The organism is Streptomyces sp. NPDC079020 (assembly GCF_044542225.1).
Classification (GTDB): Bacteria; Actinomycetota; Actinomycetes; order Streptomycetales; family Streptomycetaceae; genus Streptomyces.
Window position 1 is genome coordinate 236,968 of sequence record NZ_JBITUB010000012.1, and the last position, 26,032, is coordinate 262,999.

27 protein-coding genes and 1 pseudogene are annotated in these 26,032 nt (G+C 71.5%); 14 read left to right on the forward strand and 14 right to left on the reverse strand.

Annotated features, from left to right (window positions below):
- Positions 1 to 15: 15 nt before the first annotated feature.
- The 4 genes from ACIGJO_RS25345 to ACIGJO_RS25360 form a co-directional block, all read right to left on the reverse strand.
- The gene (locus ACIGJO_RS25345) at positions 16 to 939 is read right to left on the reverse strand and encodes a sirohydrochlorin chelatase (RefSeq protein ID WP_399961676.1); all 924 of its coding nucleotides are present in this window, start codon (positions 937 to 939) and stop codon (positions 16 to 18) included.
- Positions 940 to 1,106: 167 nt separating this feature from the next.
- Positions 1,107 to 2,171: a BadF/BadG/BcrA/BcrD ATPase family protein gene (locus tag ACIGJO_RS25350; protein WP_399961746.1), complete on the reverse strand. Its 1,065-nt coding sequence runs from the start codon at positions 2,169 to 2,171 to the stop codon at positions 1,107 to 1,109.
- Positions 2,172 to 2,278: 107 nt separating this feature from the next.
- On the reverse strand, positions 2,279 to 2,956 hold the full coding sequence (locus ACIGJO_RS25355; protein WP_399961678.1) for a uracil-DNA glycosylase: 678 nt from the start codon (positions 2,954 to 2,956) through the stop codon (positions 2,279 to 2,281).
- Between the two features lie 45 nt (positions 2,957 to 3,001).
- The gene (locus tag ACIGJO_RS25360) at positions 3,002 to 4,087 is read right to left on the reverse strand and encodes a WD40/YVTN/BNR-like repeat-containing protein (protein ID WP_399961680.1); all 1,086 of its coding nucleotides are present in this window, start codon (positions 4,085 to 4,087) and stop codon (positions 3,002 to 3,004) included.
- 271 nt (positions 4,088 to 4,358) lie between these two features.
- On the opposite strand from ACIGJO_RS25360, the gene ACIGJO_RS25365 reads away from it, so the two are divergent.
- The 6 genes from ACIGJO_RS25365 to ACIGJO_RS25390 all read left to right on the forward strand — a co-directional run bounded on the left by ACIGJO_RS25365 (position 4,359) and on the right by ACIGJO_RS25390 (position 10,205).
- Complete coding sequence (locus ACIGJO_RS25365) at positions 4,359 to 5,075, forward strand: cupin domain-containing protein (protein ID WP_399961682.1); 717 nt, start codon at positions 4,359 to 4,361, stop codon at positions 5,073 to 5,075.
- 101 nt (positions 5,076 to 5,176) lie between these two features.
- Positions 5,177 to 5,581 carry a hypothetical protein gene (locus tag ACIGJO_RS25370; RefSeq protein ID WP_399961684.1) on the forward strand — a complete coding sequence of 135 codons (405 nt, stop codon included), beginning with the start codon at positions 5,177 to 5,179 and terminating at the stop codon, positions 5,579 to 5,581.
- A gap of 115 nt (positions 5,582 to 5,696) precedes the next feature.
- Entirely contained in the window at positions 5,697 to 6,803 is a 1,107-nt protein-coding gene (locus ACIGJO_RS25375; RefSeq protein ID WP_399961686.1) for an NADH:flavin oxidoreductase/NADH oxidase, read from the forward strand.
- A gap of 325 nt (positions 6,804 to 7,128) precedes the next feature.
- Positions 7,129 to 8,844, forward strand: a complete 1,716-nt coding sequence (locus ACIGJO_RS25380) for a PHP domain-containing protein (RefSeq protein ID WP_399961688.1) — start codon at positions 7,129 to 7,131, stop codon at positions 8,842 to 8,844.
- Between the two features lie 38 nt (positions 8,845 to 8,882).
- Positions 8,883 to 9,611, forward strand: coding sequence for a class I SAM-dependent methyltransferase (locus ACIGJO_RS25385; protein WP_399961690.1), 729 nt, complete (start codon positions 8,883 to 8,885; stop codon positions 9,609 to 9,611).
- A 201-nt stretch (positions 9,612 to 9,812) separates the two neighbouring features.
- Complete coding sequence (locus ACIGJO_RS25390; RefSeq protein WP_399961748.1) at positions 9,813 to 10,205, forward strand: ArsR/SmtB family transcription factor; 393 nt, start codon at positions 9,813 to 9,815, stop codon at positions 10,203 to 10,205.
- Between the two features lie 250 nt (positions 10,206 to 10,455).
- Here the strand turns inward: ACIGJO_RS25390 and ACIGJO_RS25395 are convergent, their stop codons facing one another.
- Entirely contained in the window at positions 10,456 to 11,142 is a 687-nt protein-coding gene (locus ACIGJO_RS25395; RefSeq protein ID WP_399961692.1) for a DUF305 domain-containing protein, read from the reverse strand.
- A 158-nt stretch (positions 11,143 to 11,300) separates the two neighbouring features.
- Between ACIGJO_RS25395 and ACIGJO_RS25400 the strand changes: the two genes are divergently transcribed.
- Positions 11,301 to 12,791: an LVIVD repeat-containing protein gene (locus tag ACIGJO_RS25400; protein WP_399961694.1), complete on the forward strand. Its 1,491-nt coding sequence runs from the start codon at positions 11,301 to 11,303 to the stop codon at positions 12,789 to 12,791.
- A gap of 253 nt (positions 12,792 to 13,044) precedes the next feature.
- On the opposite strand, the gene ACIGJO_RS25405 is transcribed toward ACIGJO_RS25400, so the two are convergent.
- The 5 genes from ACIGJO_RS25405 to ACIGJO_RS25425 form a co-directional block, all read right to left on the reverse strand.
- Entirely contained in the window at positions 13,045 to 13,521 is a 477-nt protein-coding gene (locus ACIGJO_RS25405) for a GNAT family N-acetyltransferase (RefSeq protein ID WP_399961696.1), read from the reverse strand.
- Between the two features lie 90 nt (positions 13,522 to 13,611).
- On the reverse strand, positions 13,612 to 13,809 hold the full coding sequence (locus ACIGJO_RS25410; protein WP_399961698.1) for a hypothetical protein: 198 nt from the start codon (positions 13,807 to 13,809) through the stop codon (positions 13,612 to 13,614).
- A 171-nt stretch (positions 13,810 to 13,980) separates the two neighbouring features.
- Positions 13,981 to 14,688 carry a phosphatase PAP2 family protein gene (locus tag ACIGJO_RS25415; protein WP_399961700.1) on the reverse strand — a complete coding sequence of 236 codons (708 nt, stop codon included), beginning with the start codon at positions 14,686 to 14,688 and terminating at the stop codon, positions 13,981 to 13,983.
- 33 nt (positions 14,689 to 14,721) lie between these two features.
- Positions 14,722 to 15,657, reverse strand: a complete 936-nt coding sequence (locus ACIGJO_RS25420) for a M56 family metallopeptidase (RefSeq protein ID WP_399961702.1) — start codon at positions 15,655 to 15,657, stop codon at positions 14,722 to 14,724.
- A gap of 87 nt (positions 15,658 to 15,744) precedes the next feature.
- Positions 15,745 to 16,377 (reverse strand): DUF5134 domain-containing protein, encoded by a 633-nt coding sequence (locus tag ACIGJO_RS25425; RefSeq protein WP_399961704.1) that lies wholly within the window; start codon positions 16,375 to 16,377, stop codon positions 15,745 to 15,747.
- A gap of 236 nt (positions 16,378 to 16,613) precedes the next feature.
- Here ACIGJO_RS25425 and ACIGJO_RS25430 point away from each other — a divergent pair, with 236 nt between their 5' ends.
- The gene (locus ACIGJO_RS25430; RefSeq protein WP_399961706.1) at positions 16,614 to 17,162 is read left to right on the forward strand and encodes a GNAT family N-acetyltransferase; all 549 of its coding nucleotides are present in this window, start codon (positions 16,614 to 16,616) and stop codon (positions 17,160 to 17,162) included.
- A 96-nt stretch (positions 17,163 to 17,258) separates the two neighbouring features.
- Here ACIGJO_RS25430 and ACIGJO_RS25435 read toward each other — a convergent pair whose 3' ends face one another.
- A complete protein-coding gene (locus ACIGJO_RS25435) occupies positions 17,259 to 17,942 on the reverse strand; it encodes a glycerophosphodiester phosphodiesterase (protein ID WP_399961709.1) in 684 nt (227 codons plus the stop codon).
- Positions 17,943 to 18,237: 295 nt separating this feature from the next.
- Between ACIGJO_RS25435 and ACIGJO_RS25440 the strand changes: the two genes are divergently transcribed.
- The 3 genes from ACIGJO_RS25440 to ACIGJO_RS25450 are packed head-to-tail and all read left to right on the forward strand — an operon-like array spanning position 18,238 to position 21,499.
- On the forward strand, positions 18,238 to 19,635 hold the full coding sequence (locus ACIGJO_RS25440; protein WP_399961711.1) for a DUF6421 family protein: 1,398 nt from the start codon (positions 18,238 to 18,240) through the stop codon (positions 19,633 to 19,635).
- Between the two features lie 26 nt (positions 19,636 to 19,661).
- Positions 19,662 to 20,426 carry an SDR family NAD(P)-dependent oxidoreductase gene (locus ACIGJO_RS25445; RefSeq protein ID WP_399961713.1) on the forward strand — a complete coding sequence of 255 codons (765 nt, stop codon included), beginning with the start codon at positions 19,662 to 19,664 and terminating at the stop codon, positions 20,424 to 20,426.
- Positions 20,405 to 21,499: a threonine aldolase family protein gene (locus ACIGJO_RS25450; protein WP_399961715.1), complete on the forward strand. Its 1,095-nt coding sequence runs from the start codon at positions 20,405 to 20,407 to the stop codon at positions 21,497 to 21,499. Before ACIGJO_RS25445 ends, ACIGJO_RS25450 begins: the two co-directional genes overlap by 22 nt.
- 118 nt (positions 21,500 to 21,617) lie before the next feature.
- Here ACIGJO_RS25450 and ACIGJO_RS25455 read toward each other — a convergent pair whose 3' ends face one another.
- The 3 genes from ACIGJO_RS25455 to ACIGJO_RS25465 all read right to left on the reverse strand — a co-directional run bounded on the left by ACIGJO_RS25455 (position 21,618) and on the right by ACIGJO_RS25465 (position 24,501).
- The gene (locus ACIGJO_RS25455) at positions 21,618 to 22,811 is read right to left on the reverse strand and encodes an MFS transporter (protein ID WP_399961717.1); all 1,194 of its coding nucleotides are present in this window, start codon (positions 22,809 to 22,811) and stop codon (positions 21,618 to 21,620) included.
- A 68-nt stretch (positions 22,812 to 22,879) separates the two neighbouring features.
- Positions 22,880 to 23,500 carry a TetR/AcrR family transcriptional regulator gene (locus ACIGJO_RS25460; RefSeq protein WP_399961719.1) on the reverse strand — a complete coding sequence of 207 codons (621 nt, stop codon included), beginning with the start codon at positions 23,498 to 23,500 and terminating at the stop codon, positions 22,880 to 22,882.
- A 278-nt stretch (positions 23,501 to 23,778) separates the two neighbouring features.
- The gene (locus ACIGJO_RS25465) at positions 23,779 to 24,501 is read right to left on the reverse strand and encodes a lysophospholipid acyltransferase family protein (RefSeq protein ID WP_399961721.1); all 723 of its coding nucleotides are present in this window, start codon (positions 24,499 to 24,501) and stop codon (positions 23,779 to 23,781) included.
- A 218-nt stretch (positions 24,502 to 24,719) separates the two neighbouring features.
- Between ACIGJO_RS25465 and ACIGJO_RS25470 the strand changes: the two genes are divergently transcribed.
- The 3 genes and pseudogenes from ACIGJO_RS25470 to ACIGJO_RS25480 form a co-directional block, all read left to right on the forward strand.
- Positions 24,720 to 25,046 carry a TlpA family protein disulfide reductase gene (locus ACIGJO_RS25470; protein WP_399961723.1) on the forward strand — a complete coding sequence of 109 codons (327 nt, stop codon included), beginning with the start codon at positions 24,720 to 24,722 and terminating at the stop codon, positions 25,044 to 25,046.
- 196 nt (positions 25,047 to 25,242) lie between these two features.
- Entirely contained in the window at positions 25,243 to 25,749 is a 507-nt protein-coding gene (locus ACIGJO_RS25475) for a flavin reductase family protein (protein ID WP_399961725.1), read from the forward strand.
- Positions 25,750 to 25,951: 202 nt separating this feature from the next.
- Positions 25,952 to 26,032: pseudogene (locus ACIGJO_RS25480) on the forward strand (electron transfer flavoprotein subunit beta); the annotation flags it as partial.

Genomic DNA, 26,032 nt, shown 5'->3' on the forward strand with positions numbered 1-26,032 from the left:
CCGGAGACGGCCGGATCAGTGCGCCTGCGCGCCCTGCGGAGCGGCAGGAGTGATCCCCAGCGTCGTGGCGTACAGCGACAGCACGAGCTTGCCGATCGCCGGGTACGCGCCCAGCGGCTCGGCGACCGCGCAGCCGGCCTCCTTCGCCGCCGCGTCCAGCAGGCCCGGGTCGACCTCGGGCCCCACCAGGTACGGCGCCAGCGCGAGCTGCGCCGAACCGGAACTCTGCAACTGCTCCGCGATCGACGCGACCGAACCCTCCACGTCGAGGGCGGCGGCCATCACCGGCACCGCGAGGCGGGCGGCAAGGAGCATTCCGGTGATTCCGGCCGCCCGCACGGCCTCGTCGCCGCCCACCGTGGCCAGCACGATGCCGTCGGCGGCGGTCGCCACGGTGAACAGCCTCGCGCGGTCGGCGCGGGCCAGCCCGGCCTCCGACAGCCGTACGTGCAGCGCCTCGGCGAGCAGCGGGTGCGGGCCCAGCACATCGGTCAGCTCGACCGGGGTGCCGCTGTCCATGACCGCCTGCCGTATGCGCCGGATCAGGGCGCTGTCGGGCCCCGCGAGCAGCGGCACCACGACGGCGGGCGGCCCCGAGGGCTCGTCGACCTCGCGGCCCACGGCCCTGGCCTGCTCGTAGCGCGCGACGCGCTCGGCGGCGGTATGGGTGAGAACGGTGGTCAGGGTGGGGTACTCGGCGTCGTCGCCGTCGAGGTAGCCGATCTGCGCATTGAGACCGGGAAGCTCGGAACGGGCGATGCTGATCACCTCTTCGGCCAGGCTGCGCGTGGCCGAGGAGGGGGTACCGGGAACGGCGAGAACGAGCGCGGCAGCGCCCTCGGGCGCGACCACGGGCTCCGGGCGGCGGTGCCGTCCGGACTGGCGAGGTCGCGGCATTCGTACAGGCAGGCCGGAAGCGGGCCCAGTGGGGGTGCTCATGGCGCCGCATGCTACTGGTTTTGGATGCTCCTCTGTTCGGGGAGGGTCCAGTCAGGCGTTATCTGTCCGCTTATGTCTGATGAGTGATGTACCGGGCAACTGCCCCGCTCTGTCGGTCGGGTTTCGGACAGGGGCGCGCCGCCGGGCGCCGGGTGTGCGCGGGGGCGTCAGGGGTGGTCCGCCGCCGATGGGGACTCCCGTACGAGCGGCGGCGCGGCCCCCGGTACGCACAGCAGCGTCGGATGGAGCGGCAGCCGCAGACCGCCTTCCGCCAGCGCCCGCGCGATCCCCAGCGCGCCGTCCAGCGGATCACCCGACGCGGGGACCACGAGAGCCTGCGGAACCTGCCGGGCCAACTCCTCGCGCAGCGGCACGAGGAGGGCGTCGCCCATCCGGAACAGGCCCCCGGTCAGGGCCACTTCGCAGCCGGGCCCGTCGGCGGAGCCTCCGTCGGGAGCCGCTCCGGGGCACACCGCGGCGGCCGCCTCGGCGATATGGCCGGCGGCCCGGCGCAGAATGTCCGCGGCGACCGGGTCGTCACCGGCACACGCCGCCACCTCGGGGGCGAACGACGCGAGCAGCGCGGGGCGGTCGGTCCGTGGGTAGAGCAGGCCGGGCAGCCCCGCCGCGGGTCCGAACACCGCGGTGAGCCGGGCGAGCAGCGCGGCGGATCCGCCGCGCCGGCCGTCATGGGCGCGCATCGCCGCGTCGAGACCGGCCCGGCCGATCCACGCGCCGCCGCCGGTGTCACCCAGAAGATGACCCCAGCCATCGGCCCTGCGCCATGTCGTCAGGTCCGTGCCGAGCGCGATCAGGCCCGTACCGGCCGCGACGACCGCTCCCGGCCGCTGGCCCACCGCGCCCGCGTACGCGGTCACCGCGTCGGCCGCCAGGGCCAGCCGGCGCACCCCCAGCGCCTCCGCGAGCGCCGCGGGCAGCTCCGCGCGCAGCTGATCGCCGAGCGTCGCCATCCCGGCAGCCCCGATGGCCACGGCGGCGATCCGATCCCGGGCACCCTCCGGGGCCGGCCCGGTGCTCCGCCCGGCGCCCTGTGCGGCCTCCTGCCGGTCCAGCAGCGTCCGCACGGCGGGCAGCAGTTGTTCCAGCAGATGGGCGGCGTCGATGCCCGCCGGTCCGGTCCGCACCGGCTCGGCGCAGACGAGGGTGGCCGGCGGGGCCGGTGAGCCGGGCGTCCCGAGCGCCACGCGCAGCCCGGATCCACCCGAGTCCACGCCGAGGACGTACGGGCCGACGGCCGGCGCGCCCGAAGTCCCGGAGGCCGTTGCCGTATCCGTGCCGGAAGCCGTGCCGGAAGCCGTGCCGTGCGACGGCGCGTCCGTCACGGCAGTCGCCAGTCGACCGGCTGCGCGCCCTGGCGCTCCAGCAGTTCGTTGACCCGGCTGAAGGGGCGTGAGCCGAAGAACCCGCGGTCCGCCGACATGGGGGAGGGGTGCGAGGACTCGATGGCCGGGAAGTTGCCCAACTGGGGCCGCAGATTGCGGGCGTCACGCCCCCACAGGACCGACACCAGGGGCGTGCCGCGTGCCACCAGGGCCCGGATGGCCTGCTCGGTGACCTCTTCCCAGCCCTTGCCGCGATGCGCGGCCGGCCGTCGTGGCGCCGTCGTCAACGCCCTGTTGAGCAACAGCACCCCCTGCTGGGTCCAGGGTGTGAGGTCGCCGTTGGACGGCCGCGGAAGGCCCAGGTCCGCGTGCAGCTCCCGGAAGATGTTCTCCAGGCTGCCGGGCAGCGGCCGCACCTCGGGCGCCACGGCGAAACTCAGCCCGATCGCATGACCCGGGGTCGGATACGGGTCCTGGCCGACGACGAGGACCCGCACCTCGTCGAACGGCTGCTGGAACGCCCGCAGTACATGCGCCCCGGCGGGCAGATAGGTGCGCCCCGCGGCGATCTCGGTGCGGAGGAAGTCGCCCATCGCGGCGATGCGGTCGGCCACGGGTTCGAGGGCCTGCGCCCACCCCGGCTCTACGATTTCTTTCAACGGTCGTGCTGCCACGAGCCGCACTCTACTGGTGATACGACCACTCCGATCAACTGCCGGTCAGGCGAGCGCCACCGCCCGTACGCACAGCACATCGGGCAGATGGGACGCGAGCTGCCGCCAGCTGTCCCCGTCGTCCGCGCTCGCGTACAACTCGCCGTTGCGATTGCCGAAGTAGACGCCGGCGGGCTCCGCGTCGTCCGTGCAGAGCGCGTCGCGCAGCACCGTGCCGTAGTGCGCCCCCTCGGGCAGGCCCGTCGACAGCGGTTCCCAGGTCCGTCCCGCGTCGCTCGTGCGGAAGACCCGGCAGCGGTGCCCGGCGGGGACCCGGTCGGCATCGGCGTTGATCGGGAAGATGTACGCCGTCTCGCCCCGGTGCGGGTGCGCGGCGGCCGCGAAGCCGAAGTCGGACGGCAGTCCCCCGCCGATGTCGGTCCAGTGGTCCCCGGAGTCGTCGCTGCGGAACACACCCCAGTGGTTCTGGAGGTAGAGCCGGTCGGGATCGGCCGCGTCCCGGGTGACCTTGTGGACGCACTGGCCGAATTCCGGGTCCGGGCCGGGCAGGAAGACCGCCGAGACGCCCTTGTTGGACGGGGCCCAGCTCTCCCCGCCGTCCTTGGTCCGGAACACCCCGGCGGTGGAGACCGCGACGGTCACCGCCCGCGGGTCCCGCGGGTCGGTCAGGATGGTGTGCAGACCCTCGCCGCCACCGCCGGGCACCCACTGCGAGCGGGTCGGGTGCTCCCACAGCGGACGGACGAGCTCGAAGCTCTCGCCGCGGTCCTCGGACCGGAACAACGCGGCCGGCTCGGTCCCCGCGTAGACCACGCCGGGAGCCTCGGGGCCGGCCGGCTGCAACTGCCACACCCGCTCCAGCGACGCCCCGGTGAACGTGGGGAACTTGACCGCGGGCTGCCGGGGCTCGACCCAGGTGGTGCCGAGGTCGTCGGAGTGGAAGACGGACGGGCCCCAGTGCGAACTGTCGCCGCCCACCAGGATCCGGGGAGCCGGCCCGCGGGTGTCGACGCCGACCGAGTAGATCGCCTGGGCGTGGAAATGCGGATCGCCGAACTCCCAGGTCCCGCCGCGCCTGCGGCCGATGAAGAGTCCCTTGCGGGTGCCTACCGTGAGCAGTACCTCGGTCATGACCACGACCTCCCGAAACGCCGTTGTGCCGGATACCGGCCAGTTTGCACCCGACCGCTGACAGCGGCTCGCGCGGAGCGCGTCCGGCGCGCCGAGGGGCGGGCATGCCCGGGAGGGGCGGGCATGCCCGGAGAGAGGGGCGGCCGGGGCGGGGTCGCGGACGGTCGGCCCTTGACCTGCGTCCGGCGGTCGCCCTAGCGTGCAGCTGCCCATAGAAAGCGCTTGCGCACGCGGTCGCGGCGGGCCGGGCGCCCGAACCCCAGGAGTACCCGTGGTGACCTTCGAGGGACTGCCCGGCGCCGTCGCCGTCTCGCATCTGAGCGTCTACGACTGGCTCGCCGAGGACGGCTTGCGCGGTGGTACCCCGCACATCCACCTCACCTGCTCCGAGGGGTACGTGGTGGTCGGGGGCAGCGGCTCCGTGCAGACGCTCACCGCCTCCGGGTTCCGGCGCACCCCGCTGGAAACCGGAGCCCTCGTCTGGTTCACCCCCGGCACCGTCCACCGGCTCGTCAACGAGGACGGGCTGCGCATCGTCGTCCTGATGCAGAACAGCGGGCTCCCCGAAGCCGGTGACGCCGTTCTCACCCTGCCGCCGCGCTTCCTCGCCGACCCGGACCTCTACCGCGCGGCCGTCACACTGCCTGTGGACGGCTCCGAGGCGGAGCAGGAGCGGGCCGCCCGCACGCGCCGCGACCTCGCCGTCGAGGGCTTCCTCGCGCTGCGCCGCGCGGCCGAGGCGGGCGACCCCGAGCCGCTGGCCGCGTTCCACCGTGCCGCCGCCGCGCTCGTACGTCCCCGGGCCGGCGACTGGCGCGAGCGATGGCGGCGGGGCGCCGCCGCGGCGGCCGAGGCGACCGGTGAGCAACTCGACGCGCTGGCCCGGGGCGACGGCGGCCATCTCGCCGATGCCTGCCTGCACGCCGAACAGCCCTCCGTGCGCGGCAGGTTCGGTATGTGCGGCCGGCTGGACATCTACCCGGGGTGACGCCGGGGACGCCGGCCGGTGTCGGGCGTGTGCTCCAATTCCGGACAAGGGGCCGGTCCCGGGCGGGCCGGTCCGCGGCGAGGTGATGAGGAGCGGCGGCGATGGGTGTCGAGATCATGGACGCGGACGGGCGGGCGGCGCCGGTGGAGGTGATCGCCGGTGCGGCCGGCGGCCCGTCGCTGATCGCCGTCCGGATCGGGCCCCCGGCGGGCCGGTCCGACTGGACCTGCACCCCGGAGGCGGCCAGAGAACTGGCGGCGGCACTCGTCCGGGCGGCCGGGGAGACGGAGGACGCGCGGTCGGCGCGGCCCGTCACGGTCAAGGCGCGTGAACTGCTCCGCGGCGATGTGCGGGACGGTGGCCGGGCGATGACGGTGGTGAGTGTCAAGGCCGACGGGGGCACCGTCCAGGTCACCTGGACTTCGGGTGCCGGGCGCAGCTGGACCCAGGGCTACGACGCCGACGCCGATATCGCGCTGCGGCGCCGGCGCACGGAGGGCCGGTGAAGTACGAGAGTCATCGTAATTCGATGGGTGCCGTAGTACGATAACTCTCGTACTAGGCGCGGGGCTCTGTCACCCGTGCCTCCATTCGGTCCTTCCCGGTGAAACGGAGTCCGGCGTGAGCGCCCTTTTCGAGCCCTGCGTCCTGCGGTCGCTGACCATTCCCAACCGCGTCTGGATGGCTCCCATGTGCCAGTACAGCGCGGCCGCGTCCGGGCCCGAGGCGGGCGTCGCGCACGACTGGCACTTCGCCCACTACGCCGCCCGTGCTGCGGGCGGAACCGGCCTGATATTGCTGGAGGCCACCGCGGTCAGTCCGGAGGGCCGGATCAGTCCGGCGGACCTCGGCATCTGGAACGACCGGCAGGTGACGGCCCTGCGCCGCATCACCGACTTCCTGGCCGAGCAGGGCACGGTGGCCGGTATCCAGCTCGCCCATGCCGGCCGCAAGGGCTCGACCGACCGCCCGTGGCGCGGCGGCGGCCCGATCGGGGCCGACGCGCCGAGTGGTGAGGGGTGGCAGCCACTGGGTCCGAGCCCGCTGGCGTTCGACGAGGGCCACCCGGTTCCGGCGGAGCTGACCACCGGCCGGATCCAGGCCGTGGTCTCCGAGTTCGCCGACGCCGCGCGGCGGGCGCTGGCGGCGGGCTTCCGGGTCGCGGAGATCCACGGTGCGCACGGCTATCTGATCGGCGAATTCCTCTCCCCGCACAGCAACCGCCGCACCGACTCCTACGGCGGTTCCTTCGAGAACCGCACCCGCTTCGCGCTGGAGGTCGTGGACGCGGTGCGTGAGGTGTGGCCCGAGGAACTGCCGCTGTTCTTCCGGATCTCCGCCACCGACTGGCTGACCGAGAACGAGGACGACGAACGGGACGGCTGGACCGCCGACGACACCGTCCGCTTCGCCCGCGAGCTGCGGGCGCACGGTGTCGACCTGCTGGACGTCTCGACCGGCGGGCTCGCCCCGGGGGCGCACATCCCGGCGGCCCCCGGCTTCCAGGTGCCGTTCGCCGAGCGGGTACGCACCGAGGCGGGACTGCCCGTCGCCGCGGTCGGTCTGATCACCGAACCGGTCCAGGCCGAGAAGATCATCGCCGAGGGCCGGGCGGACGCGGTGCTGCTCGGCCGGGAACTGCTGCGCAACCCCTACTTCGCCCGCAGCGCCGCACGCGAACTGGGCGGCGAGGTGTCCGCGCCCCCGCAGTACGGCCGCGCGGCCTGAGGGCGGCGCGCCGTACGTGCTGTGGAGCGGGCCCGGGGTGGGGCACGCGGTACCGGGTGACGCCCGGTACCGCGTGGCATCCGGTTCCGCGCGGCACCCGGCGAAGAACCCTCGGGGTTCCGGGCCGGGGCAAGGCGGTATCCGGCCGGCCATAAGGGCATCGCCCCACCTTGGTGCCTGGTTCACCTGCGGTTTCCGGTGTCACGCCACTCTGTGACGAGGGGCCGGCGGCAGCCCCGGGGGCTGCCCGTCATGGATGCGTACGCACATCGATGCGACGATCCCGCCGTGCCGGCCCTTTCCGCACGGAGGAGAGCACGTCGTCATGCACCAGCCCCTGCCCGAATGGGCCGACCCGAAGGTCCCCGCGGAATCGCTCGACGCCCAGGGGCTCAGCCGCCGGGGGATTCTGCGCCGCGCGGGCCTCTTCAGCGCCGCTTTCGCCGCCGCGTCGCTGGCGTCACCGGCTCAGGCGTCCGGCCGGGGCGGAGGTCACGGCGGTGGCCGAGGCGGCGGTCATGGCGGGCACGGGAACGGCCATGGCCACGGCGGCAGTGATCCGGAACTGGCCTATCTGGTCGGTGACCACCACAACCACTCCGTCTACAGCCACGACGCCAAGTACACCTTCTCCCAGCTGGCCACCGCCGGGCGGAGGTTCGGGCTCGACTGGATGGTCTTCACCGAGCACAGCAACATCGGTCACGCCGAGTTCGGCGCGCATCAGGAACACCACGAGATCCTCAAGGCCCGGGCGCGGAACAAGCGCATGCTGATCTTCCAGGGTCTGGAGTGGTACATCCCCGGTGCCGAACACTGCACCGTCTTCTCCCCGCCCGGACGGCACGAGGTCGACCTGCTCACCCGCTTCGAGGCGGCGTACGACGGAAAGCTGCTCGGCTACACCGCCGGCGGGCCCACGCACCCCGACACCCTCCGCAACGAGGCGCACGCGGTCAAGGCCCTCCAGTGGCTCGCCGAGCAGCGCCGTACCGGCTATGTCGACGACGTACTGGTCCTGGCCAACCACCCGATGCGGCTCGGCATCGACTCCCCGCACGAACTGCGCGCCTGGCGCGACGCGGCGCCCGAGATCATGATCGGGATGGAAGGCGCACCCGGTGCGCAGGCCGGAGCGATCCCCGGCTGGCACCCGCCGGCCAACGTCCGCGGCGAGTACACCAACCAGCCGTCCGCCGACTCCTGGCCGGGCTATCCGCGCGAGGCCTACGTCACCCACGGCGGCTTCGACTGGGCGACGGCGACGGTCGGCGGACTCTGGGACGCGATGCTGGCCGAGGGCAAGCTCTTCACCATCACCTCCAACTCCGATGTCCACCGCGTCGCCCAGGACACCTGGGTCAACGGCGCCTGGCCGCCCGGCGCGACGTTCGACAGCACCGGCCGCCTCCCGGACCCGTACAACACCACCGAGCCGCAGCCCGGCGGCGACTTCTGGCCCGGCCAGTTCAGCCGTACGCATGTGGGTGTCACCCGGTACGGCTACCGCGACGTGATGGCGGGGCTCCGGGCCGGCCGGGTCTGGGTCGACCACGGTCACCTCCTGGACGCCGTCGATGTCCGGCTGCGCGGCGAACACGGCCGCGGCGTCACCCTCGGCGGCCGGCTGCGCGCCCGGCGCGGCGAGAAGCTCACGCTGGACGTCACCGTGACCACGGCATCCCGCCGCAACCCGCACGGCCTGCTCCCGAAGCTCACCCATGTCGACGTCATCCGCGGCGCCGTCACCGGCCCGGCCGCCGACCGCGACGCGTGGCGGGCCCCCGACACCCGGGTCGCCCATACGGCGGACGTCTCCGGACGCCGCGGAACGTACACGCTGCGCATCCCCGTCGGACGCGCCGACGAGCCGTTCTACCTGCGGCTGCGCGGCAGCGACGGCAAGCGCCACGGGACGGGACCGCTCGGCAGGTCCGTCGACCCGCACGGCCCGCTCCCGCACGAGCCCGGACAGGGCAATCCGTGGCTGGACACCTGGTTCTACACAAACCCGGTCTTCGTGGACGTGTCCGGGCGATGACTCCGGACCGGGTCCGCCGGTCGGTACGCTGACCGGCAATGTTCACACAAAAGGGACCCACGTTCCGCGAGCTGGCCGTCCAGGCGCTCTCCTCCACCGAGCGTGGATACGACCTGCTCGCCCCGAAGTTCGACCACACGCCCTACCGGACGCCGGACCGGGTTCTCGACGCCGTCACCCGGGCCGTGCGCCCGCTGGGACCGTTCGACGCCGGGCTCGACGTCTGCTGCGGCACCGGAGCGGGTGTGGGCGTGCTGAGGCAGCTGTGCCGGGAGCGGGTCACCGGGGTCGACTTCAGCGCGGGCATGCTCGCCGAGGCCCGGTCCGCGCTGCCGGACGCCGCCGGGGGACCGGCGGTGGACTGGGTACGGGCCGACGCGCGGGCGCTGCCCTTCGCGCGGTCCTTCGATCTGGCCCTGAGCTTCGGCGCGTTCGGCCACTTCCTGCCGAAGGAACGCCCCGGGCTGTTCGCCCAGGTGTACGGGGCGCTGCGGCCGGGCGGACGGTTCGTCTTCCCGCTGGGCGCGCCGCCCGCGGTGGGATCCCGGGACTACTGGGCGCTGTTCGGATTCGACGCGGCGATGCGGGTGCGCAACGCGCTCCGGCGCCCGCGGTTCATCATGTACTACCGCACGTTCAGGCTCCCCGATGTCCTGGACGACCTGACCCGGACCGGCTTCTCCGTGCGGCTCCTGCCGCTGACGGAGCTGGGGCCGCGGGCCGACGGCAGCCCGCGCGCCCGGCTGGTGGTGGCGACCCGGGAATGACGCCGGGGACGGCTCCGGGGACGGCTCCGGGGCCCGGCCCCCGGCGGCGGCTGCGGGCGGCCTCCGACGGCTGCCCGGGGTGGTAATTCCGATGACTCTCGTACCATGGAGTTCCCCGGACGAAGTGGAGCCACCGTGACCCCCGCAAGCGCCGCCGCCGCGGTCCCCGACGCCCCGGCCTCCGCCGCCGGTACCGGTGTCCTGTCGGCGGCCGCGGACCCGGCCGCTGCGACGGGGCCCCGCGCCCTGGCCCATCCCGGGCGCGAGGAGATCCGGATCGAGGACGTCCTGCACGCGCTGGCCGACCCGGTACGGCTGCGCATCGTCCGCCGGCTGTCGGGTGCGGGCGAGGGACAGGCCTGTTCGCGGTTCGACCTTCCGGTGTCCAAGTCCACCTCCACCCACCACTTCCGGGTGCTGCGCGAGAGCGGCGTCATCCACCAGATCTACCGGGGCACCGCGAAGGTCAGCTGCCTGCGGCAGGAGGACCTGGACGCGCTCTTCCCCGGGCTGCTCGACAGCGTTCTCCGCGCCGCGGACCATCAGGCCCGACGTCTCGGCGAGGACGGGCACGTACAACGGACCGACGGCTGACCGTATCGAGGGCCGGCCGGTAGGCCGAGCCGGCCCGGCCGGTCACGGTGCAGCGGTCGCCGTTCGGTGGTCTTCGTCCCGTCCCGCGCCGCGTCCAGCAGCCCGGTCGCCGTTCAGTGGTCGCCGTTCGGCGGTCCTCGCCCCGCCCCGTGTCCAGCAGCCCGGTCCGGACCGGGATCTTCACGGCTCGCGCCCCGGCGGCCGGTGAAGCGCCGCTTCCGCCCGTTCGGCCGGCGCTGTGCCCGCCTCCTCAGCTCATCAGCCCGCGCATCCGGTCGATCTCCACCGTCTGCTGGGCGACGACATCACCCGCCATCTCCTCGACCAGCACGTTGTTCCCCTCCGAGAGTGCCTCGGTGGCCATCGTGATCGCCCCCTGGTGATGGGTGATCATCAGTTTCAGGAACAGTTCGTCGAACGCCTTGCCCCGCGCCCCGCGCAATTCCTTCAGCTGTGCGTCGGTCGCCATGCCGGGCATGGCCGCGTGGTCGTGCGTCTGCTTGCGGCTGTCTCCGCCATTGCTTTTCAGCCACCCTTCCATCGCACCGATCTCCGGCTTCTGGCCTGCGGATATGCGCTCCGCAAGCCGTTCGACGGATGCGGAGGAGGCGCGGTCCGGGACCAGTTCCGTCATGACGAGGGCCTGGCCGTGGTGCTGGATCATCATCCGCGCATAGCGGAAGTCGGCGGAGTTCGCGGTGTCCTGGCCGGCCGCCTTGACGGCTTCCTCGGCCGAGAGCGTCCGGGCCGGCTCACCCGGTCTGCCGGGCGCCACGACCGACGAGGCCGGGTCCGACCCGGCCTTCGGGCTTCCGTCGCCCTCTGCCGCGTCACAGGCGGTCAAGGCCAGGGCCACGGCAACGGCCGCTGCCGTGAGGGCGGTTGCGCGCACGCGCGTGGACTGACGGCGGATCAACACGGCGACCTCCTGTGCCACAAGGGTTTGTTGCAGACCGTCCTAGCACGCTTCCGCGCGGTGATGATCAGAAAATTTCGTTACGTCTGTGTTGCCATCTGTTGGTGTGTACATGGGAAGGACGATACTGCCGGGGTCCGTAAGCCGTTCAACTTCGAACGGATACAAGGGAGGACGCAGTGACCTCGTTGCCCACCACCCGTGCGCGGCGCAGACGTCTGGGCGTGGCGGCAGCCGCGGCCGGGCTCTTCGCCACTCTGCTGACGGCCACCACCGCAGCCGCGACGCCCGATCCCGGCGACGCCCCGGCACAGCGGGGCGGCATCTCCGCGAGCCAGGAGGCGGAAGCCGCAGCCGCCATCAAGAGCGGCGAGATTCCCGGCGTGGACGAGATCGTCCACAGCGACAACATCAAGCACCTCGCCAACATCCCGAAGGACGCCCTCAAGGGCACCAACACGGATCTGGCCTTCCAGGGCAAGTACGCCTTCTCCGGCAACTACGACGGCTTCCGCATCTTCGACATCAGCAACCCGAAGAAGCCGAAGACGGTCGCCCAGGTCCTCTGCCCCGGCTCGCAGAACGACATCTCGGTCTCCGGGGACCTGCTGTTCCTGTCCACCGACTCCTCGCGCAGCGACAACTCCTGTGCCAGCACCACCCAGCCCGCCACGGAGAAGTCCTCCTGGGAGGGCATGAAGGTCTTCGACATCAGTGACAAGCGCAACCCGAAGTACGTCGCCGCCGTCGAGACCGCATGCGGTTCGCACACCCACACACTGGTGCCCGAGCGCAGGAACGTCTACGTGTACGTCTCCTCGTACTCGCCCAGCGAGGCGTTCCCCGACTGCCGGCCGCCGCACGACGGCATCTCCGTCATCAAGGTGCCGCGCAGCGCGCCCGAGAAGGCCGCGATCGTGAACTTCCCCGTCCTCTTTCCGGACGGCGGGAACCCGGGTGCGCCCGAGAACCCGGGTGTCTCCAAGACGACCGGCTGCCACGACATCACCGTTCTGCCGTCGAAGGACCTGGCCGCCGGCGCCTGCATGGGTGACGGCCTGCTGTTCTCCATCAAGGATCCGGAGAACCCGAAGATCATCGACCGGGTGCAGGACAACGTGAACTTCGCGTTCTGGCACTCGGCGACGTTCAACCAGGACGCCGACAAGGTCGTCTTCACCGACGAGCTCGGCGGCGGCGGCGCGGCCACCTGCAACGAGGAGATCGGCCCGGACCGGGGCGCCGACGGCATCTACGACATCGTGGGCCGCGGTGACCACCGCAAGCTCGTCTTCCGCAGCTACTTCAAGATCGACCGTCACCAGGCCGACGTCGAGGTATGCGTCGCCCACAACGGTTCGATCATCCCGGTCGAGGGCCGTGACCTGATGGTCCAGGCCTGGTACCAGGGCGGCATCTCCGTCTGGGACTTCACCGACTCCTCGAAGCCCAAGGAGATCGCCTACTTCGAGCGCGGTCCCGTCACGCTCGACGGAGTCACCACGGCCGGTTCGTGGTCGGCGTACTACTACAACGGCCACATCTACTCCAACGACATCGCCAAGGGCTTCGACGTCCTGAGGCTCGACGACCGGCGCACCGACCCGGCGAAGAGGGTCCGGATGAGGGAACTCAATGTGCAGACGCAGCCGGACTACTTCGACCACTGATCCGTCGCTTCGTCACGCGTCCGGGCATCCCGGGCCGGGACCGGGGTGCGCCGGGCGGTTCCCCCGCCGGGCGTACCCCGCCCGGCGGGCTTCACCGTCATAATTCATTGACCGATGAGTCGCGCGGGGACATGCTGTATCCCTGCGCCGACGCCCTCCAGCTCCTCGGTCGTCGGCGTGGCACGCGGCCCTGCCCCCAGGGACCGGGCCACGGGTGCGCGCCTGGATCCGGCGACGCGGGGGATCGCCGGAATCAGGCGTGCTCCATGCATACGAGCCCGTCCCGGGCGTCCCAGGACTCGACCGCGGCGAATCCGGCCCGCTCGTACAGCGCGATGGCGCCGGTGCGCCAGTTCCACACCGAGAGCCGCAGCCGGTGGCCCCCACCGAGCTCCGCCGCATGGGCCAGTACCCCCTCGACGAGGGACGAGGCGACGCCACGCCCCCGTACCGAGGGGTCCACCCAGAGCTTCCTGATCTCCGCGGTGCCGTCGGCCGGTGCGGTCACCACCACACAGCCCACCGCACGCCGCCCGTCCCGGGCGACCAGCACGGTGTCGTCGGCGAACGCGTTCCTCGGCGAGCGGATCTCGGAGCGGTAGCGCTCGGGAAGCTCGTCCGCGCCGGGCACGGTCAGGCCCTTCTCGGCCTCCGTGGCCAGGTGGTAGGCGGTCAGCAGCTCGGCCAGTCCGTCCGCGGGGGACAGCTCCCGGCCCGCCAGAGCGGTCACGGTGAGGGGGACCGGTGCGTCATGACGGTCAGCATGACAGGGCCGTCGGCGGCCCTGTCCTCTGCCCCGCCCTTCGCGCGGGGCCCGGCGTCAGGCCGCGTCCCGGGCGCTTTTGCCCGTGGCCGCCGCCCACTCCACCAGCAACCGCTGATACTCCGCCTCGCCGTCGGGGGACAGCAGCCCACCGGAGCACTGCCACAGGTCGCGAATCTCTTCATTCACCACTGCTGCGGAACGCACGGGACGCATCGGACGCACGGAACGGGACGAGGACGGAATGGGGGACATGCGTACAAGGCTACGACCCCTGTCCGACAATCCGACCCATTGTGCGGCAGGGACATCCCTCACATGCTCGCCCGCCGGGCGCCGGCACGGGTTGTGAGGTGTGTCGCCCGGCGTGTTCGCACGGCTGCTCCCGGCTCTTCTCCGGCCCGCTACCGGCCCTGCCGGCGGGGCTCAGCCGTCCTGGCGGGGGGCGGCGGCCCCCGTTGTCGTACGGGCCGTCCACGCCTGGTGTCCGGCGATCGAGAACGCCACGACGGCCACGCCCAGCAGGACGCCCTCCAGCACATCGGTCATCCAGTGCACGCCCAGATAGATCCGGGTGAATCCCACGCCGGCCACGGAGACTCCCGCCACGACGAGTGCGCCCCGCCACACGCGCGGCCCCGCTCCGAACACACGCAGCAGCCACAGGAGCAGCCCGCAGGTCACGACCGCCGTCATGACGTGACCGGACGGGAACGCCGCGTAGTGGGCCGAGTCCACCGGATCCGGCCACTTCGGGCGCTCCCGGCCGACCGCGGCCTTCAGACCCTGCTGCACGAGAGTGGAGACCAGGCTCGTCGCCGCCACCCATCCGGCGAGCAGCCGTGCGCCGTGCCACCACAGGCCGATCACAACGACGGCGACGAGCGCGCGCATCGTCCAGGGATCCCACACCCAGTCCGTCAGCACCCGGTTGAGCTGGACCAGACCCGGTTCGTTCACGGCGTGCCGGTGCAGCTCCTCGGCGATCGTGCGGTCCAGCGACATCAGCGGGGACCAGCGCGTGACCACGAGAACCATCAGCAGCGCGGCGAGGCAGACGCCGATGCAGGCTGTCCGAAGGGCGCGCGGGGCGGTACGGGAGCGGCCGGGCCGGTACGGGGACGGAGTGTGCATGGGGTGATCCTCGCGGACGGCCCCGCTCACCGGCTATCCCAGGGCACTGAGCCCGGGGATGAACGCCACCAGCACCGGAACGACCGGCACCAGCGCGGCCGCGGCGGTCAGCCGCAGCCGGCGGCCGGCCGTGAGCCGCTCGACCGGGGCCAGCAGCCGGTTCACCCGCAGCGGCACCTCCGCCTGCGGCGTCGGGCAGGGGCCGAACACCCCGCGGTCCTCATTGAGTTCGACGAGCGCGAGCGCGATCGTGAGACGGCCGAAACGACGCGATGCCACATCGTCGGCGGCCAGCTCGACCAGCCGGTGCATCTCGTCGCGGAACGCGGCGAACACGGGGATCTGCGGGAAGCCGGTCGCCAGCGCCGAGGAACAGTTCAGCAGCCAGTCGTGCCGGGCCTGGGCGTGCCCCTGCTCATGGGCGAGCACCGCATCCAGCTGACGGCCCTTCAGGCGGCCCAGCGCGGCAGTGGTGATGACCAGTTGGGGAGCGGCGCCGGGAAGACACCAGGCGTCGGGGCGCTCGCCCTCCAGTACCACGAGCCGCCCACTGCCGGGCTCCTCGCCGGGCAACAGCGGGGAGCGGACCAGCAGTTCGGCGCGGCGCTGCCTGCGGCGGCGCCGCGCGCGGCGAATCTCCCGGAACAGCATGGCGCCGCTCCAGACGCCCCCGAGGGCCAGCAGCACCGCGATGACGGCCGACCACGGTCCGTAAGCCGCCAGCGCGTAGGCCTCCACGACGGCGTGCGGCGCGGGGGCGAAGACATGGCCGCGGACCGCCTGCCACGCGGCGGCCGCGCTGAACGTCATCGACAGGCCGAACGACAGCAGCACCGCCGCCACCACGCACTGCCACACCCACAGCGCCACCACGGGCTCGCGCTCCGGCCACTGGGCCCGTGCCATCAGTCGCGGAGTCACCAGGGCGGCCAGCGCTCCGAGCAACAGCAGCACGAGGGAGACCAACATGGGCGTCAGCCTATGAGGGCGGGGTTCCCGCGGGTATGGATGCGACCGCCAAGTGACGTACGACACTGTTTGAAGGGGTGCGCCGTCTCACAGAGTGAGCAGCATCGCGAACATCGCCATCCCCATCGTGAGCCGGCAGGCCAGTGTGAGCTCGGGCCGGTCGCCCCAGCCACCGCCCGTACCGCCCGCGCCGCACACGGGCGCCGTACCGCCGTCGCCCCCCGGGCCGCCCGCGGGGACGGCCACCGGTATCAGACGCCCGGCGGACCGCAGCACGTAGATCGCGTAGTACACCAGCAGGGCGCCGGTCAGCAGGGGTATCCCACCCGCCTCCGGTGCGGCCGTGCCCGGGGCGTCGTGCCCTGCGTGCCCGCCCCTCCCACCGCCCCACGCGATGCCCGGAACCATCATCAGGGCCATGTAGACCATGGCCAGCGAACCGACCAGATGATGCAGATGGTGCCCGCCGCGCCGGACGGACCACAGGGCCCGCAGCGCGGCGCCGCCGAACAGCGCCGCGTACACCACCCAGGCCCACGCCGGGGGCGTGAGCAGGGCGGCCGGTACGGCCATCGCCGCCATGCCGAAACCCATCAACGCCTCCGCGCGCGCGGTGCTGCGCTCCCGGGGGCCACCGCTGCGCGTACGCAGCAGGCAGTACGCGCCCGTCACCCCGCACAGCACCATCAGCAGCCAGCCGGACAGGGCCGGTCCGTGCACGGCGCACCTCCCCCTGGGCCAGTCGCTCAGGACATCGACACCGGTGTCGGGTCGACTGATCGATGCCCATGCCGCACCGGTCGTACCCGGCGCATTGGCGCGCTGGGGGAGTGCGCCGGGGCCTGCGAGGGGCGGTTCCGGCCGGGTTAGTGTCGTGAGGAGCGATCGGCGGTATGAAGAGCGATCGGCACAGAGAAACGCATCAGCAGCAGAGACAGACACAGGAGAGCTCCGCCATGGACACCGCCCTGCCCCTCGAATCGGACCGGCTCACCTTCCGCGACGCGACCGAGGACGATGTCCCGGCGCTCGTGGTACTGGTCGAGTCGGCCTACCGCGGCGACTCCAGCCGGACCGGCTGGACCACGGAGGCGGACATCCTTCAGGGGCAGCGGACCGATGAGGACGGAGTGCGCGCCGTGGTCACCGCGCCCTCCAGCCGGCTGCTCGTGGTCGAGCGGGACGGCGCCCTGGTCGCCTGCTGCCAGCTCGAACACCGGGGCGAGGCCGCGTACTTCGGCATGTTCGCGGTGCGGCCCGGTCTCCAGGGCGCCGGCCTCGGGAAGAAGATCATCGCGGAGGCGGAGCGCACGGTCCGGGCGGACTGGGGCGTGAGCGAGATGCATATGACGGTGATATCCGTGCGCGACGAACTCATCGCCTGGTACGAGCGCCGGGGCTACCGCCGTACGGGACAGCTCACCCCGTTCCCGTACGGGGAGGAGCGCTTCGGTATCCCGCAGCGCCCGGACCTGGCCTTCGAGCTGCTGGTGAAGACCCTGTAACTCCCGCTCCCCGGGCCGACGGCTCCCGCTCCCGGGGCCGACCGCGGGGACGGCCTGCGGCGGGGACGGGGCCGGCGCGGGGGCGGCCGGGAACGCTCAGGCGGTGAACCGTCCGGCGCGGCGGATCTCCGGGAAGTCGGTCGTCGCGCCGTCCAGGCCCAGCGCGCGCACCAGCCGCAGATGGTCCTGGGTGTTCACCACCCATCCGATCACCTTCAAACCCTCGCGGTGCGCCTCCTCGACGACCTCCAGGGTGAGGCGCCGGATGTTCAGCGCGAGCGTCGCCGCGCCCACGGCCCTGGCCCGTTCCACCACATCGCCGCCCCAGCGGCTGGCGATGAGCACCGTCCGTACTCCGGGCACGAGCCGGGCGATCTCGGCCACCGCCCCGTCATGGAACGAGGACACCTCCACCCGTCCGGCGAGTCCACGCCGCACCATCACCCCGGCCAGCGCACGCGCGGCCGCCGCATCCTTGATCTCCGCCTGGAGCGGTGACCCGACGGTGTCGAGGACCTCCTCGAAGACGGGGACCCGCTCTCCGAGTCCGGCGTCCAGCTCGCGCAGTTCGGCGAGGGTCTTCCCGGCGATCGGTCCGGTGCCGTCCGTCGTGCGGTCCACGTCGGCGTCATGCATCACGGCGAGCGCGCCGTCCTTGCTCAGATGAAGATCCAGCTCGATGGCGTCCATCCCGGCCTGTTCGGCGCGGACGAAGGACCTCAGGGTGTTCTCCGGTTCGACGCCCATGACCCCGCGGTGGCCGATGGTGAGAAATGTCAAGGCGGTCTCGCTTCCGTCGTCGGCTGCCCCGCGAGCTGCTTCTGCCCAGGGGGCTGTTGGGCAATCCGGCACTGCGGAGGGTAATGGCCCGGGGTGCGGCTGTCTTCCGCCGCGAGGGGGCGGGCCTCCCTGTCCCGCCCAGGCGAAGTGAACTGGCCGCTGCGGCGGTGTACGACAGGAAAAACAGCGGTGACCATGGGGGGTCCACAGGATATTTTCCGGCTCCGCACTTGTCCGATGGAACCGTGCGCGGTTACGGTGGCTTTATGCGAGGTTCTCCCGTGGAGGAAGTGTGATGACGGAAATTCTTGTGCACGAAGCCACCGACGGTGCGATAACTGCTGCCCAGCGGGTGATCGAGCACCCGGCCTGGCCCGCGCTCAAGGAGGCCGTGGAGGAGATCCGGCCCTGGCAGTCCAAGGACGGTTCCATCGACTTCGAGGCCGAGGGCGCCCCGGCTCCCGACGCCGCCGCGGCCGCCGTCGACCGGGTGATCGCCGCGGTGGAGGAGCTCTCCCCGCTGCTTCCGCACGACGCCGAGTACCACCGCGCTCTCGCCGCGGACCTGCGCCGCTGGGCCGCGGACGGATTCCGGGTGCCGGACTTCCTCGACTCGCTGCTCGCCTTCCAGCCCGCCAAGGACCGCGTGGACGGCCTCCAGCACCTGGTCGTCTTCGCGATGTACACGCAGAACGGCAACCCCGACCGCAACCTCGAAGCGGTCGTGCTGAGGATGGTGTGGCCCGAGTGGCTCGCCGACCTCGAAGCCACCCGCTACGACAACCCCCTGTTCTGCGGCATCACCTTCGAGGACTTCACCGCCGGCTACGACACCAACTCCGCGGTGCTCTTCCCGGAGACGATCGCCGTGCGCGAGGCTCCCGAGCGCTTCAGCTGGGGCGGCATCTTCTGCGACCGCGAGGCCGCCCGCTTCCGCCGGGTGACCGAGGCGTCCGTCGATCTCCTCGGCCTGGAGCTGCCCGAGGACATCCGGGAGATGGTCGGCGACCAGGAGCGCTGCGAGCAGGCCTTCGTGCTCTGGGACATGGTCCACGACCGCACCCACAGCCATGGCGACCTGCCGTTCGACCCCTTCATGATCAAGCAGCGCCAGCCGTTCTGGATGTACGGACTGGAGGAGCTGCGCTGCGACCTCACCGCCTTCAAGGAGGCCGTGAAGCTGGAGGCCGACGGCTTCGGCCAGGGCCGGGACGTGCAGTACGCCGTACTGTTCGACCGGATGTTCCGCTTCCCCGTCACCGGCGAGCGCGTCCGCAACTATGACGGCCTCGGCGGCCAGCTCCTCTTCGCGTACCTCCACAAGCACGATGTCGTCCGCTGGACCGACAACACGCTGAAGATCGACTGGGAGCGCGCGCCGCAGGTCACCAACCAGCTCTGCGCCGAGATCGAGAAGCTCTACCGCGACGGCATCGACCGTCCCAAGCTGGTCCACTGGTTCGCCGCGTACGACCTGGTCGCGACCTATCTCTCCCCGCACCCCGGCTCGCGCTGGGCCAAGGGTCCGGACGCCCTGGACCTCAGTCTGCCCCCGCGCAAGCTCGTCGACGACGTGCTTCCGGACGAGTTTCCCCTGAGCATGTTCTATGAGGCGCTGTCCAAGAAACTGAAGAACGTGATCGCCTCCACCAAGGGGATCACCGCGACGAATGCCGAGAGGGCAGCCGCGTGAGCGCTGGTGCCAAGGAGACGGTGGCCATGAACGGAATCAGGGGCAACGGAACCGGGACGCTCGAGGGCGCGGTGATCGCGGTGGCCGGAGCGGCGGGCCCGGCCGGCCGGGCGACACTGCTCCGGCTCGCCGAGGCCGGCGCGACCGTCGTCGCGTCCGACGCCAACCCCGAGCGACTGGCCGAAGCGGTCGACGCGGCGCGGTACGCCCACGGCGGTGCGACCGTCACCGGCGACACCGTCGATCTGCTCGACCTTGCGGCGGCGCGGGACTGGGCGGCCAAGACGGAGAAGGAATTCGGCCGGATCGACGGCCTGGTCCACCTCGTCGGCGGCTGGCGCGGCAGCGCCACCTTCGAGGAGACCGACCTGGCCGACTGGGACGTGCTGGAGAAGCTGCTGATCCGCACGGTGCAGTCCACCTCGCTCGCCTTCCAGAGCGGCCTGCAGCGCAGTGACCGCGGCCGCTATGTGCTGATCAGCGCCGCCGGGGCGAGCAAGCCCACGGCGGGCAACGCCGCCTACGCGTCGGCCAAGGCCGCGGCCGAGGCCTGGACGCTCGCGCTCGGCGACGCCTTCCGTAAAGCGGGGGGCGACGAGGGGCCCAGGACCGCGGCTGCGATCCTGGTCATCAAGGCACTGGTGCACGACGCGATGCGCGCCGAGCGCCCGAATGCGAAGTTCGCGGGCTTCACCGACGTCAAGGAGCTGGCCGAGGCCATCGCCGGCGTCTGGGACAGGCCCGCCGCAGAAGTGAACGGAAAGCGCCTGTGGCTGACCCCGCAACCGTAAGGACCGATGCTCGACGTCACCATGACCCGCAGGTACGCGGCTTCGCCAGTGACAATTACGCGGGCGCGCACCCGGAGGTCCTGGCCGCCGTCGCCCTCGCCAACGGCGGCCACCAGGTCGCCTACGGGGAGGACGACTACACCGGCCACCTCCAGCGGGTCATGCACAGCCACTTCGGATCGACCGCCGAGGCCTTCCCGGTCTTCAACGGCACCGGGGCCAATGTCGTCGCCTTCCAGGCGTTGACCGACCGCTGGGGCGCCGTGATCTGCGCCGAGTCCGCCCACATCAATGTGGACGAGGGCGGAGCCCCGGAGCGGATGGGCGGTCTGAAGCTGCTCACCGTTCCGACCCCGGACGGCAAGCTGACACCCGAGCTCATCGACCGGCAGGCGTACGGCTGGGACGACGAGCACCGGGCGATGCCGCAGGTCGTCTCGATCACCCAGAACACCGAGCTGGGCACGGTCTACACACCGGACGAGATCCGCGCGATCTGCGACCACGCCCACGAGCGGGGCATGAAGGTCCACCTCGACGGTGCCCGGATAGCCAACGCCGCCGCGTCGCTGGACGTACCGATGCGTACGTTCACCAACACGGTCGGTGTCGATGTGCTGTCCTTCGGCGGCACGAAGAACGGTGCCCTCTTCGGCGAGGCCGTCGTCGTGCTCAACCCCGACGCGGTCCGGGCGATGAAGCACCTGCGCAAGCTGTCGATGCAGCTCGCCTCCAAGATGCGCTTCGTCTCCGTCCAGCTGGAGGCCCTGCTCTCGCGTGACCTGTGGCTGCGCAACGCCCGCCAGGCCAACGCCATGGCGCAGCGGCTCGCCGAGGGGGTCCGGACGGTCGACGGGGTGGAGATCCTGTACCCCGTACAGGCCAACGCCGTCTTCGCGCGACTGCCGCACGAAGTCAGTGAACGTCTGCGGAAGCGCTACCGGTTCTACTACTGGGACGAGACGGCCGGGGACGTCCGCTGGATGTGCGCCTTCGACACCACCGAGGACGACGTCGACGCGTTCATCCAGGCACTCAAGGAAGAAATGGCGAACACCCCTGCGGCGAAGTAGCGCCCCTCGCCCGGGACTCATGTGAACAGGCGGCCGACGGGAGATCAACTGATGCCCGTCGGCCGCCTGTTCGTGCCGGAGCGCGGTCCCTTGGTACGGGAGCCCCGGCTGCCCGGGGTCAGGACTCCACGACAGCCGCCCTGCCGCTCGGCGATTTCCTCGACGCACCGACGGCGAGTCCCAGCAGCGCCAGCGCGCCCAGTCCGAGGGCGGCCGCGATGACCGGCAGAAGTCCGGCCCCCAGGGTGCTCAGGGCCAGTCCGCCGACGACTCCGCCCAGCGAGACTCCGAGGTAGGTGCCCGAGGTGTTGAGCGCCATGGCTTGCGCGGCGGCCGGACCGGCGAGCAGGTAGAGGCGTGCCTGGATCGCCGGGGCGTTCCAGAAGGCGATGCCGCCCCATACCGTCCCCACCACGAGGAGCACGGAGAACGGCACCGGACGGACGGACCACAGCACCCCGAGCGCCGCCATCACGCAGGTGAACGCGCTGATTCCGGCGATCAGCGTGCGGTCCGGCCCCCACCGGTCGGTGGCCTTCCCGCCCGCCCAGATACAGACGATGCCGGCGGCCCCGGACAGGCTGAAGGCCAGCGCGCGCTGATCCACGTCGGCCCGGCTCACGGAGGTGAGGAAGGGGGCCATGTAGGTCAGCATCATCATCGATCCGGTCATGAGCACACAGTTCGCCAGGACTCCCAGTGCCACCGGTGCGTTGGCGAGGGCGCGCAACTGTTCGGGGACGCTGAGCGCCTCACCGGCCGCCTCCCGCTCGCGGGGCAGGGTCAGGAGCAGGAAGACCAGCGCCCCGGCCCCCGCCACCGCCATCGAGAGGAACGTCGCCCGCCAGCCGTACTGGCCGCCGATCCAGGTGCCGATCGGGACCCCGGCGGCGATCGACCCCGTGACACCGAGCGACACCACCGCCACGTACCCGCCGATCCGGCCTGCCGGAGCCCGCCCGGCGGCGTAGGCGAAGACCGCCGGTGTGGAGGCTGCCGCCGCGAGCGCGGCCACGATCCGCAGGGCCATCAGGAGGCCGAAGCCGGTTGCCGAGGCGGCCGCCAGGTTCGCCACGATGAAGATCGCGAACGAGGCGGTGAACAGGCGGCGGCGTGACACCCGCGCCAGGGTGAACGCGGCGACCGGCGCGGCCAGCGCGACAGTGAGGGAGAAGACGGTGACCAGCTGGCCGGCGTGTGCCTCACTGACCTCCAGATCTCTCGCGAGTTCCGGAAGAACTCCCGCGATCACATAGTCATCCGTATAGAACACAAAAGCCGCAGCGAGCAGAGCGAAAAGCCATGCGGGCACAACCGATCTCCTTTTGTGCTTCGAAGAAGCCTGCAAGTGAGCGGATCAGGTCAAGGGGCGGGATGGGATCAATGGGTCGCCGGCGCGGTGCCGGGGGATTTCACCAGGATCGAGCACAGGTGCGCGCGCAGCGTTCTGCGCAGCCGCTCGACGCCGATCGACCCGTGCGGTGTCACCGAATCGAGAATCAGACCGCCCAGGACCGCGATGAGCCGCTCGGCCTCCTCGGCCGGGTCGTCCACATCGAGAACGCCCAGGGCGTCCGTGATGACCTGACGCATGTCCGCGGCCATCTGTTCGGTCACCGGGCGGAAGGCCGGGTTCACCCGGGCGGCAACGATGAATTCCGTCAGGACGATCGACTCGACGCGGCGTTCCTCGTCGATCGGCAGGAGTTCCTCGACAAGATCCTGCAGGGCGTCGACGGCGGATTCGCCCGTGAGCCCGGACAGGGCACCGGCCGGATAGCGGGTGAGCCTTCTTCCCATGCGGGCGCCGACCTCGCTCGCGGCCGCCACGAGAAGGCTGCGGTGGTCGTCGAAGTAATGGCGTACCGATCCGATGTTCAATCCCGATTCGGCGGAGACCTTCCGCAGTGACAAACCGCTGAAGCCCTCGTCGACGAGGAGACGGAAAGCCGCTTCGATGACTTCCGCGCGGCGCTGTTCGAGATCAATCCGGGCTGGCATCGTCGTACATTATCACGGGTGTGACAAATAAAGGGGACGGGTTCGCGGAGGCGCTGTCGTCCGGCGCGACGACGGGGGCGTCACCGGGAGAGGTCCGTGCAGGCGGTCCTCCCGCTGGCGGGCCTCACGCGCATGACGAATCGGCGAGCCCGGAGCCACAGGCACCGAACCCGCCGATTCGCGGGGAAGGCCGGTCCCCGGCGCGCGGATCACCGTCCACGCTCCGGAGTGACGTTTCCGCCCGAGCGCCCGCCCGAGCGCCCGCCCGAGCGCCCGGGTCAGCCGAGCTCGCGCACCTCGGCGGGTGTCGGGGCCGTGCCTCCGAGGTGGGCGGGCACCCACCAGGTGTCGCTCGCGTCCTTCGGGCGCACCGGATAGGCCCGCTGCGCGGCCTCGAGGAGCTCCTGCACCCGCTCCCGCAGCCGCCGGGTGATGGCACCGGCGTACTGGTCGGTGGGTGCCTCCACGGGCTCGCCGACCCGGATGGTGATCGGGATGTGGCTGCGCTTGAAATTGCGCGGCCGTCCCTTGGTCCAGATCCGCTGTGTGCCCCACAGGGCCATCGGGATCAGCGGTACGCCGGCCTCCTGGGCCAGCCGGGCGGCGCCCGACTTGAAGCTCTTGAGCGTGAACGACTGCGAGATGGTCGCTTCCGGGAACACCCCGACGATCTCGCCGGAGCGCAGCGATTCGAGCGCGTGCGCGTAGGCGTCCTCGCCCTGGTTGCGGTCGACCGGGATGTGCTTCATCCCGCGCATCAGGGGGCCGGAGATCCGGTGCCGGAAGACCGATTCCTTCGCCATGAACCGGACGAGCCGCTTCTGTGGCAGAGCGCCGAGGCCGGTGAAGATGAAGTCCAGATAGCTGATGTGGTTGCTGACCAGTACGGCACCGCCGGTCTTCGGGATGTGCTCCGAACCCTGAGTGTCGATCTTCAGGTCCAGCGCCTTGAACAGAGTGCGAGCGGCGCCGATGACCGGCCGATAGACGAGTTCTGCCATCTGGGGAAGACCCTTCTTCAGCGCCTGAGGAGGGTTCTCCCGGCGGAAGTTACGCAGCCGTAGGTTTTCGGCATTGTGGCGATGGTGCCCCATGTGCGACGCGCTGGCCAGTCCCGGTGGGTCCGGGGCGCGAGATTCTCGTCACGTGGGAACTGCGGGAATGTCCCGACGCCGGCCGGTGCTGACTCTTTGCGTAGAGCTCTGACAGGAGGCCGGAAGTGGACGGGCGGACACGCAACGACAGGCTCGACGCGTCCCAACTCGGCGCGGAACTGGGGGATCGGGCTACCCTCGTCCAGTTCTCCAGTGCCTTCTGCCAGCCCTGCCGGGCCACCCGGCGCACGCTCGTGGAGGTGGCCGGGATGGTTGAAGGGGTCGCCCACATCGAGATCGACGCGGAGGCGCATCTCACTCTCGTGAGGCAGCTGGACATCACCAGTACGCCGACCGTGCTGGTGCTCGACGCCCTGGGGGACGTCGTCCGCCGGGCCTCCGGACAGCCGCGCACCGTGGACGTCGTCGCGGCACTGGGGCGGGCCATATGACGGACCGTGACGCATCTCCCACATTGCGGAACGCCCTTGACCGCACCCGCCTCGTATCGTCAGTCTGACGCTATGCCGACAGAACTCCTTCTCTACGGCCGGGTCCACGTGGACCTCGCACGCAACGCGAGTGCGCGCTGTCCGGGTGCCTGAGCGCCTGCGGCCACGTACGCCACTCACGCAGAAGGACACCTCCATGACGGCTTCGCCCGATCTCGCCACCGCCCGCACCGCCTCGCCCGACCTGCTCCGCTCCGTCTTCAGGCGGCACGCCGCGGGCGTCGCCGTGATCACCGCGGCCGGTGACTCCCCGGTCGGCTTCACCGCCACGTCGCTCAACTCCGTCGCCGCCGAACCGCCGCTCGTCTCCTTCGGCGTGGGCGTCTCCTCCTCCAGCTGGCCGGTGATCGCCGAGGCCGAGTACGTCGGCGTCCACATACTCGGTGAGCACCAGGAGGAGCTGGCCGCCAGGTTCGCGCGGAGCGGGGCCGACCGGTTCGGCCCGTCCACCGACTGGCGCAGCGGCCCCGAAGGCGTACCGGTGCTGGGCGGGGTGTCGGCCTGGCTGGTGTGCCGCGTGGTCGCCCGCGTCCCCGCCGGGGACCATCGCATCGTGATCGCCCGCGCGGAGGCCGGTGACCCGGCCGGCGGCGGTCGTCCGCTGCTCTACCACCAGGGGCGTTTCACAGCTCTGCGAGACTGAGAACGCGCAGGCGGCGCAGGGGGCGCACCGCGTTGGCAACGTCACAGTGCGGAGCGCTTGCCTGCGCGTGGAACACTGGGTGTACTGGCGAGTAATATTTCGTTCGGAGCGTCGGTCGCCCCGACCGGAAACCGCCCCAAAAGGCGCCTATGCTGCGTGCAACAAGGCAGCCCGGGAAAGACGATGCAGTAGGAGAGCCGGCGTGAGCTTGAGGATCGTTGTCTGTGTGAAGTATGTGCCCGACGCGACCGGTGACCGGCGTTTCGCCGATGACCTGACGGTG

Coding starts and splice junctions, on each gene's coding strand:
- ACIGJO_RS25440 (WP_399961711.1), top strand. CDS start 18,238: ATGACGGAAATTCTTGTGCACGAAGCCACCGACGGTGCGATAACTGCT.
- ACIGJO_RS25370 (WP_399961684.1), top strand. CDS start 5,177: ATGGGTGTCGAGATCATGGACGCGGACGGGCGGGCGGCGCCGGTGGAG.
- ACIGJO_RS25460 (WP_399961719.1), bottom strand. CDS start 23,500: ATGCCAGCCCGGATTGATCTCGAACAGCGCCGCGCGGAAGTCATCGAA.
- ACIGJO_RS25380 (WP_399961688.1), top strand. CDS start 7,129: ATGCACCAGCCCCTGCCCGAATGGGCCGACCCGAAGGTCCCCGCGGAA.
- ACIGJO_RS25430 (WP_399961706.1), top strand. CDS start 16,614: ATGGACACCGCCCTGCCCCTCGAATCGGACCGGCTCACCTTCCGCGAC.
- ACIGJO_RS25385 (WP_399961690.1), top strand. CDS start 8,883: ATGTTCACACAAAAGGGACCCACGTTCCGCGAGCTGGCCGTCCAGGCG.
- ACIGJO_RS25475 (WP_399961725.1), top strand. CDS start 25,243: ATGACGGCTTCGCCCGATCTCGCCACCGCCCGCACCGCCTCGCCCGAC.
- ACIGJO_RS25410 (WP_399961698.1), bottom strand. CDS start 13,809: ATGTCCCCCATTCCGTCCTCGTCCCGTTCCGTGCGTCCGATGCGTCCC.
- ACIGJO_RS25415 (WP_399961700.1), bottom strand. CDS start 14,688: ATGCACACTCCGTCCCCGTACCGGCCCGGCCGCTCCCGTACCGCCCCG.
- ACIGJO_RS25360 (WP_399961680.1), bottom strand. CDS start 4,087: ATGACCGAGGTACTGCTCACGGTAGGCACCCGCAAGGGACTCTTCATC.
- ACIGJO_RS25445 (WP_399961713.1), top strand. CDS start 19,662: ATGAACGGAATCAGGGGCAACGGAACCGGGACGCTCGAGGGCGCGGTG.
- ACIGJO_RS25420 (WP_399961702.1), bottom strand. CDS start 15,657: ATGTTGGTCTCCCTCGTGCTGCTGTTGCTCGGAGCGCTGGCCGCCCTG.
- ACIGJO_RS25345 (WP_399961676.1), bottom strand. CDS start 939: ATGAGCACCCCCACTGGGCCCGCTTCCGGCCTGCCTGTACGAATGCCG.
- ACIGJO_RS25465 (WP_399961721.1), bottom strand. CDS start 24,501: ATGGCAGAACTCGTCTATCGGCCGGTCATCGGCGCCGCTCGCACTCTG.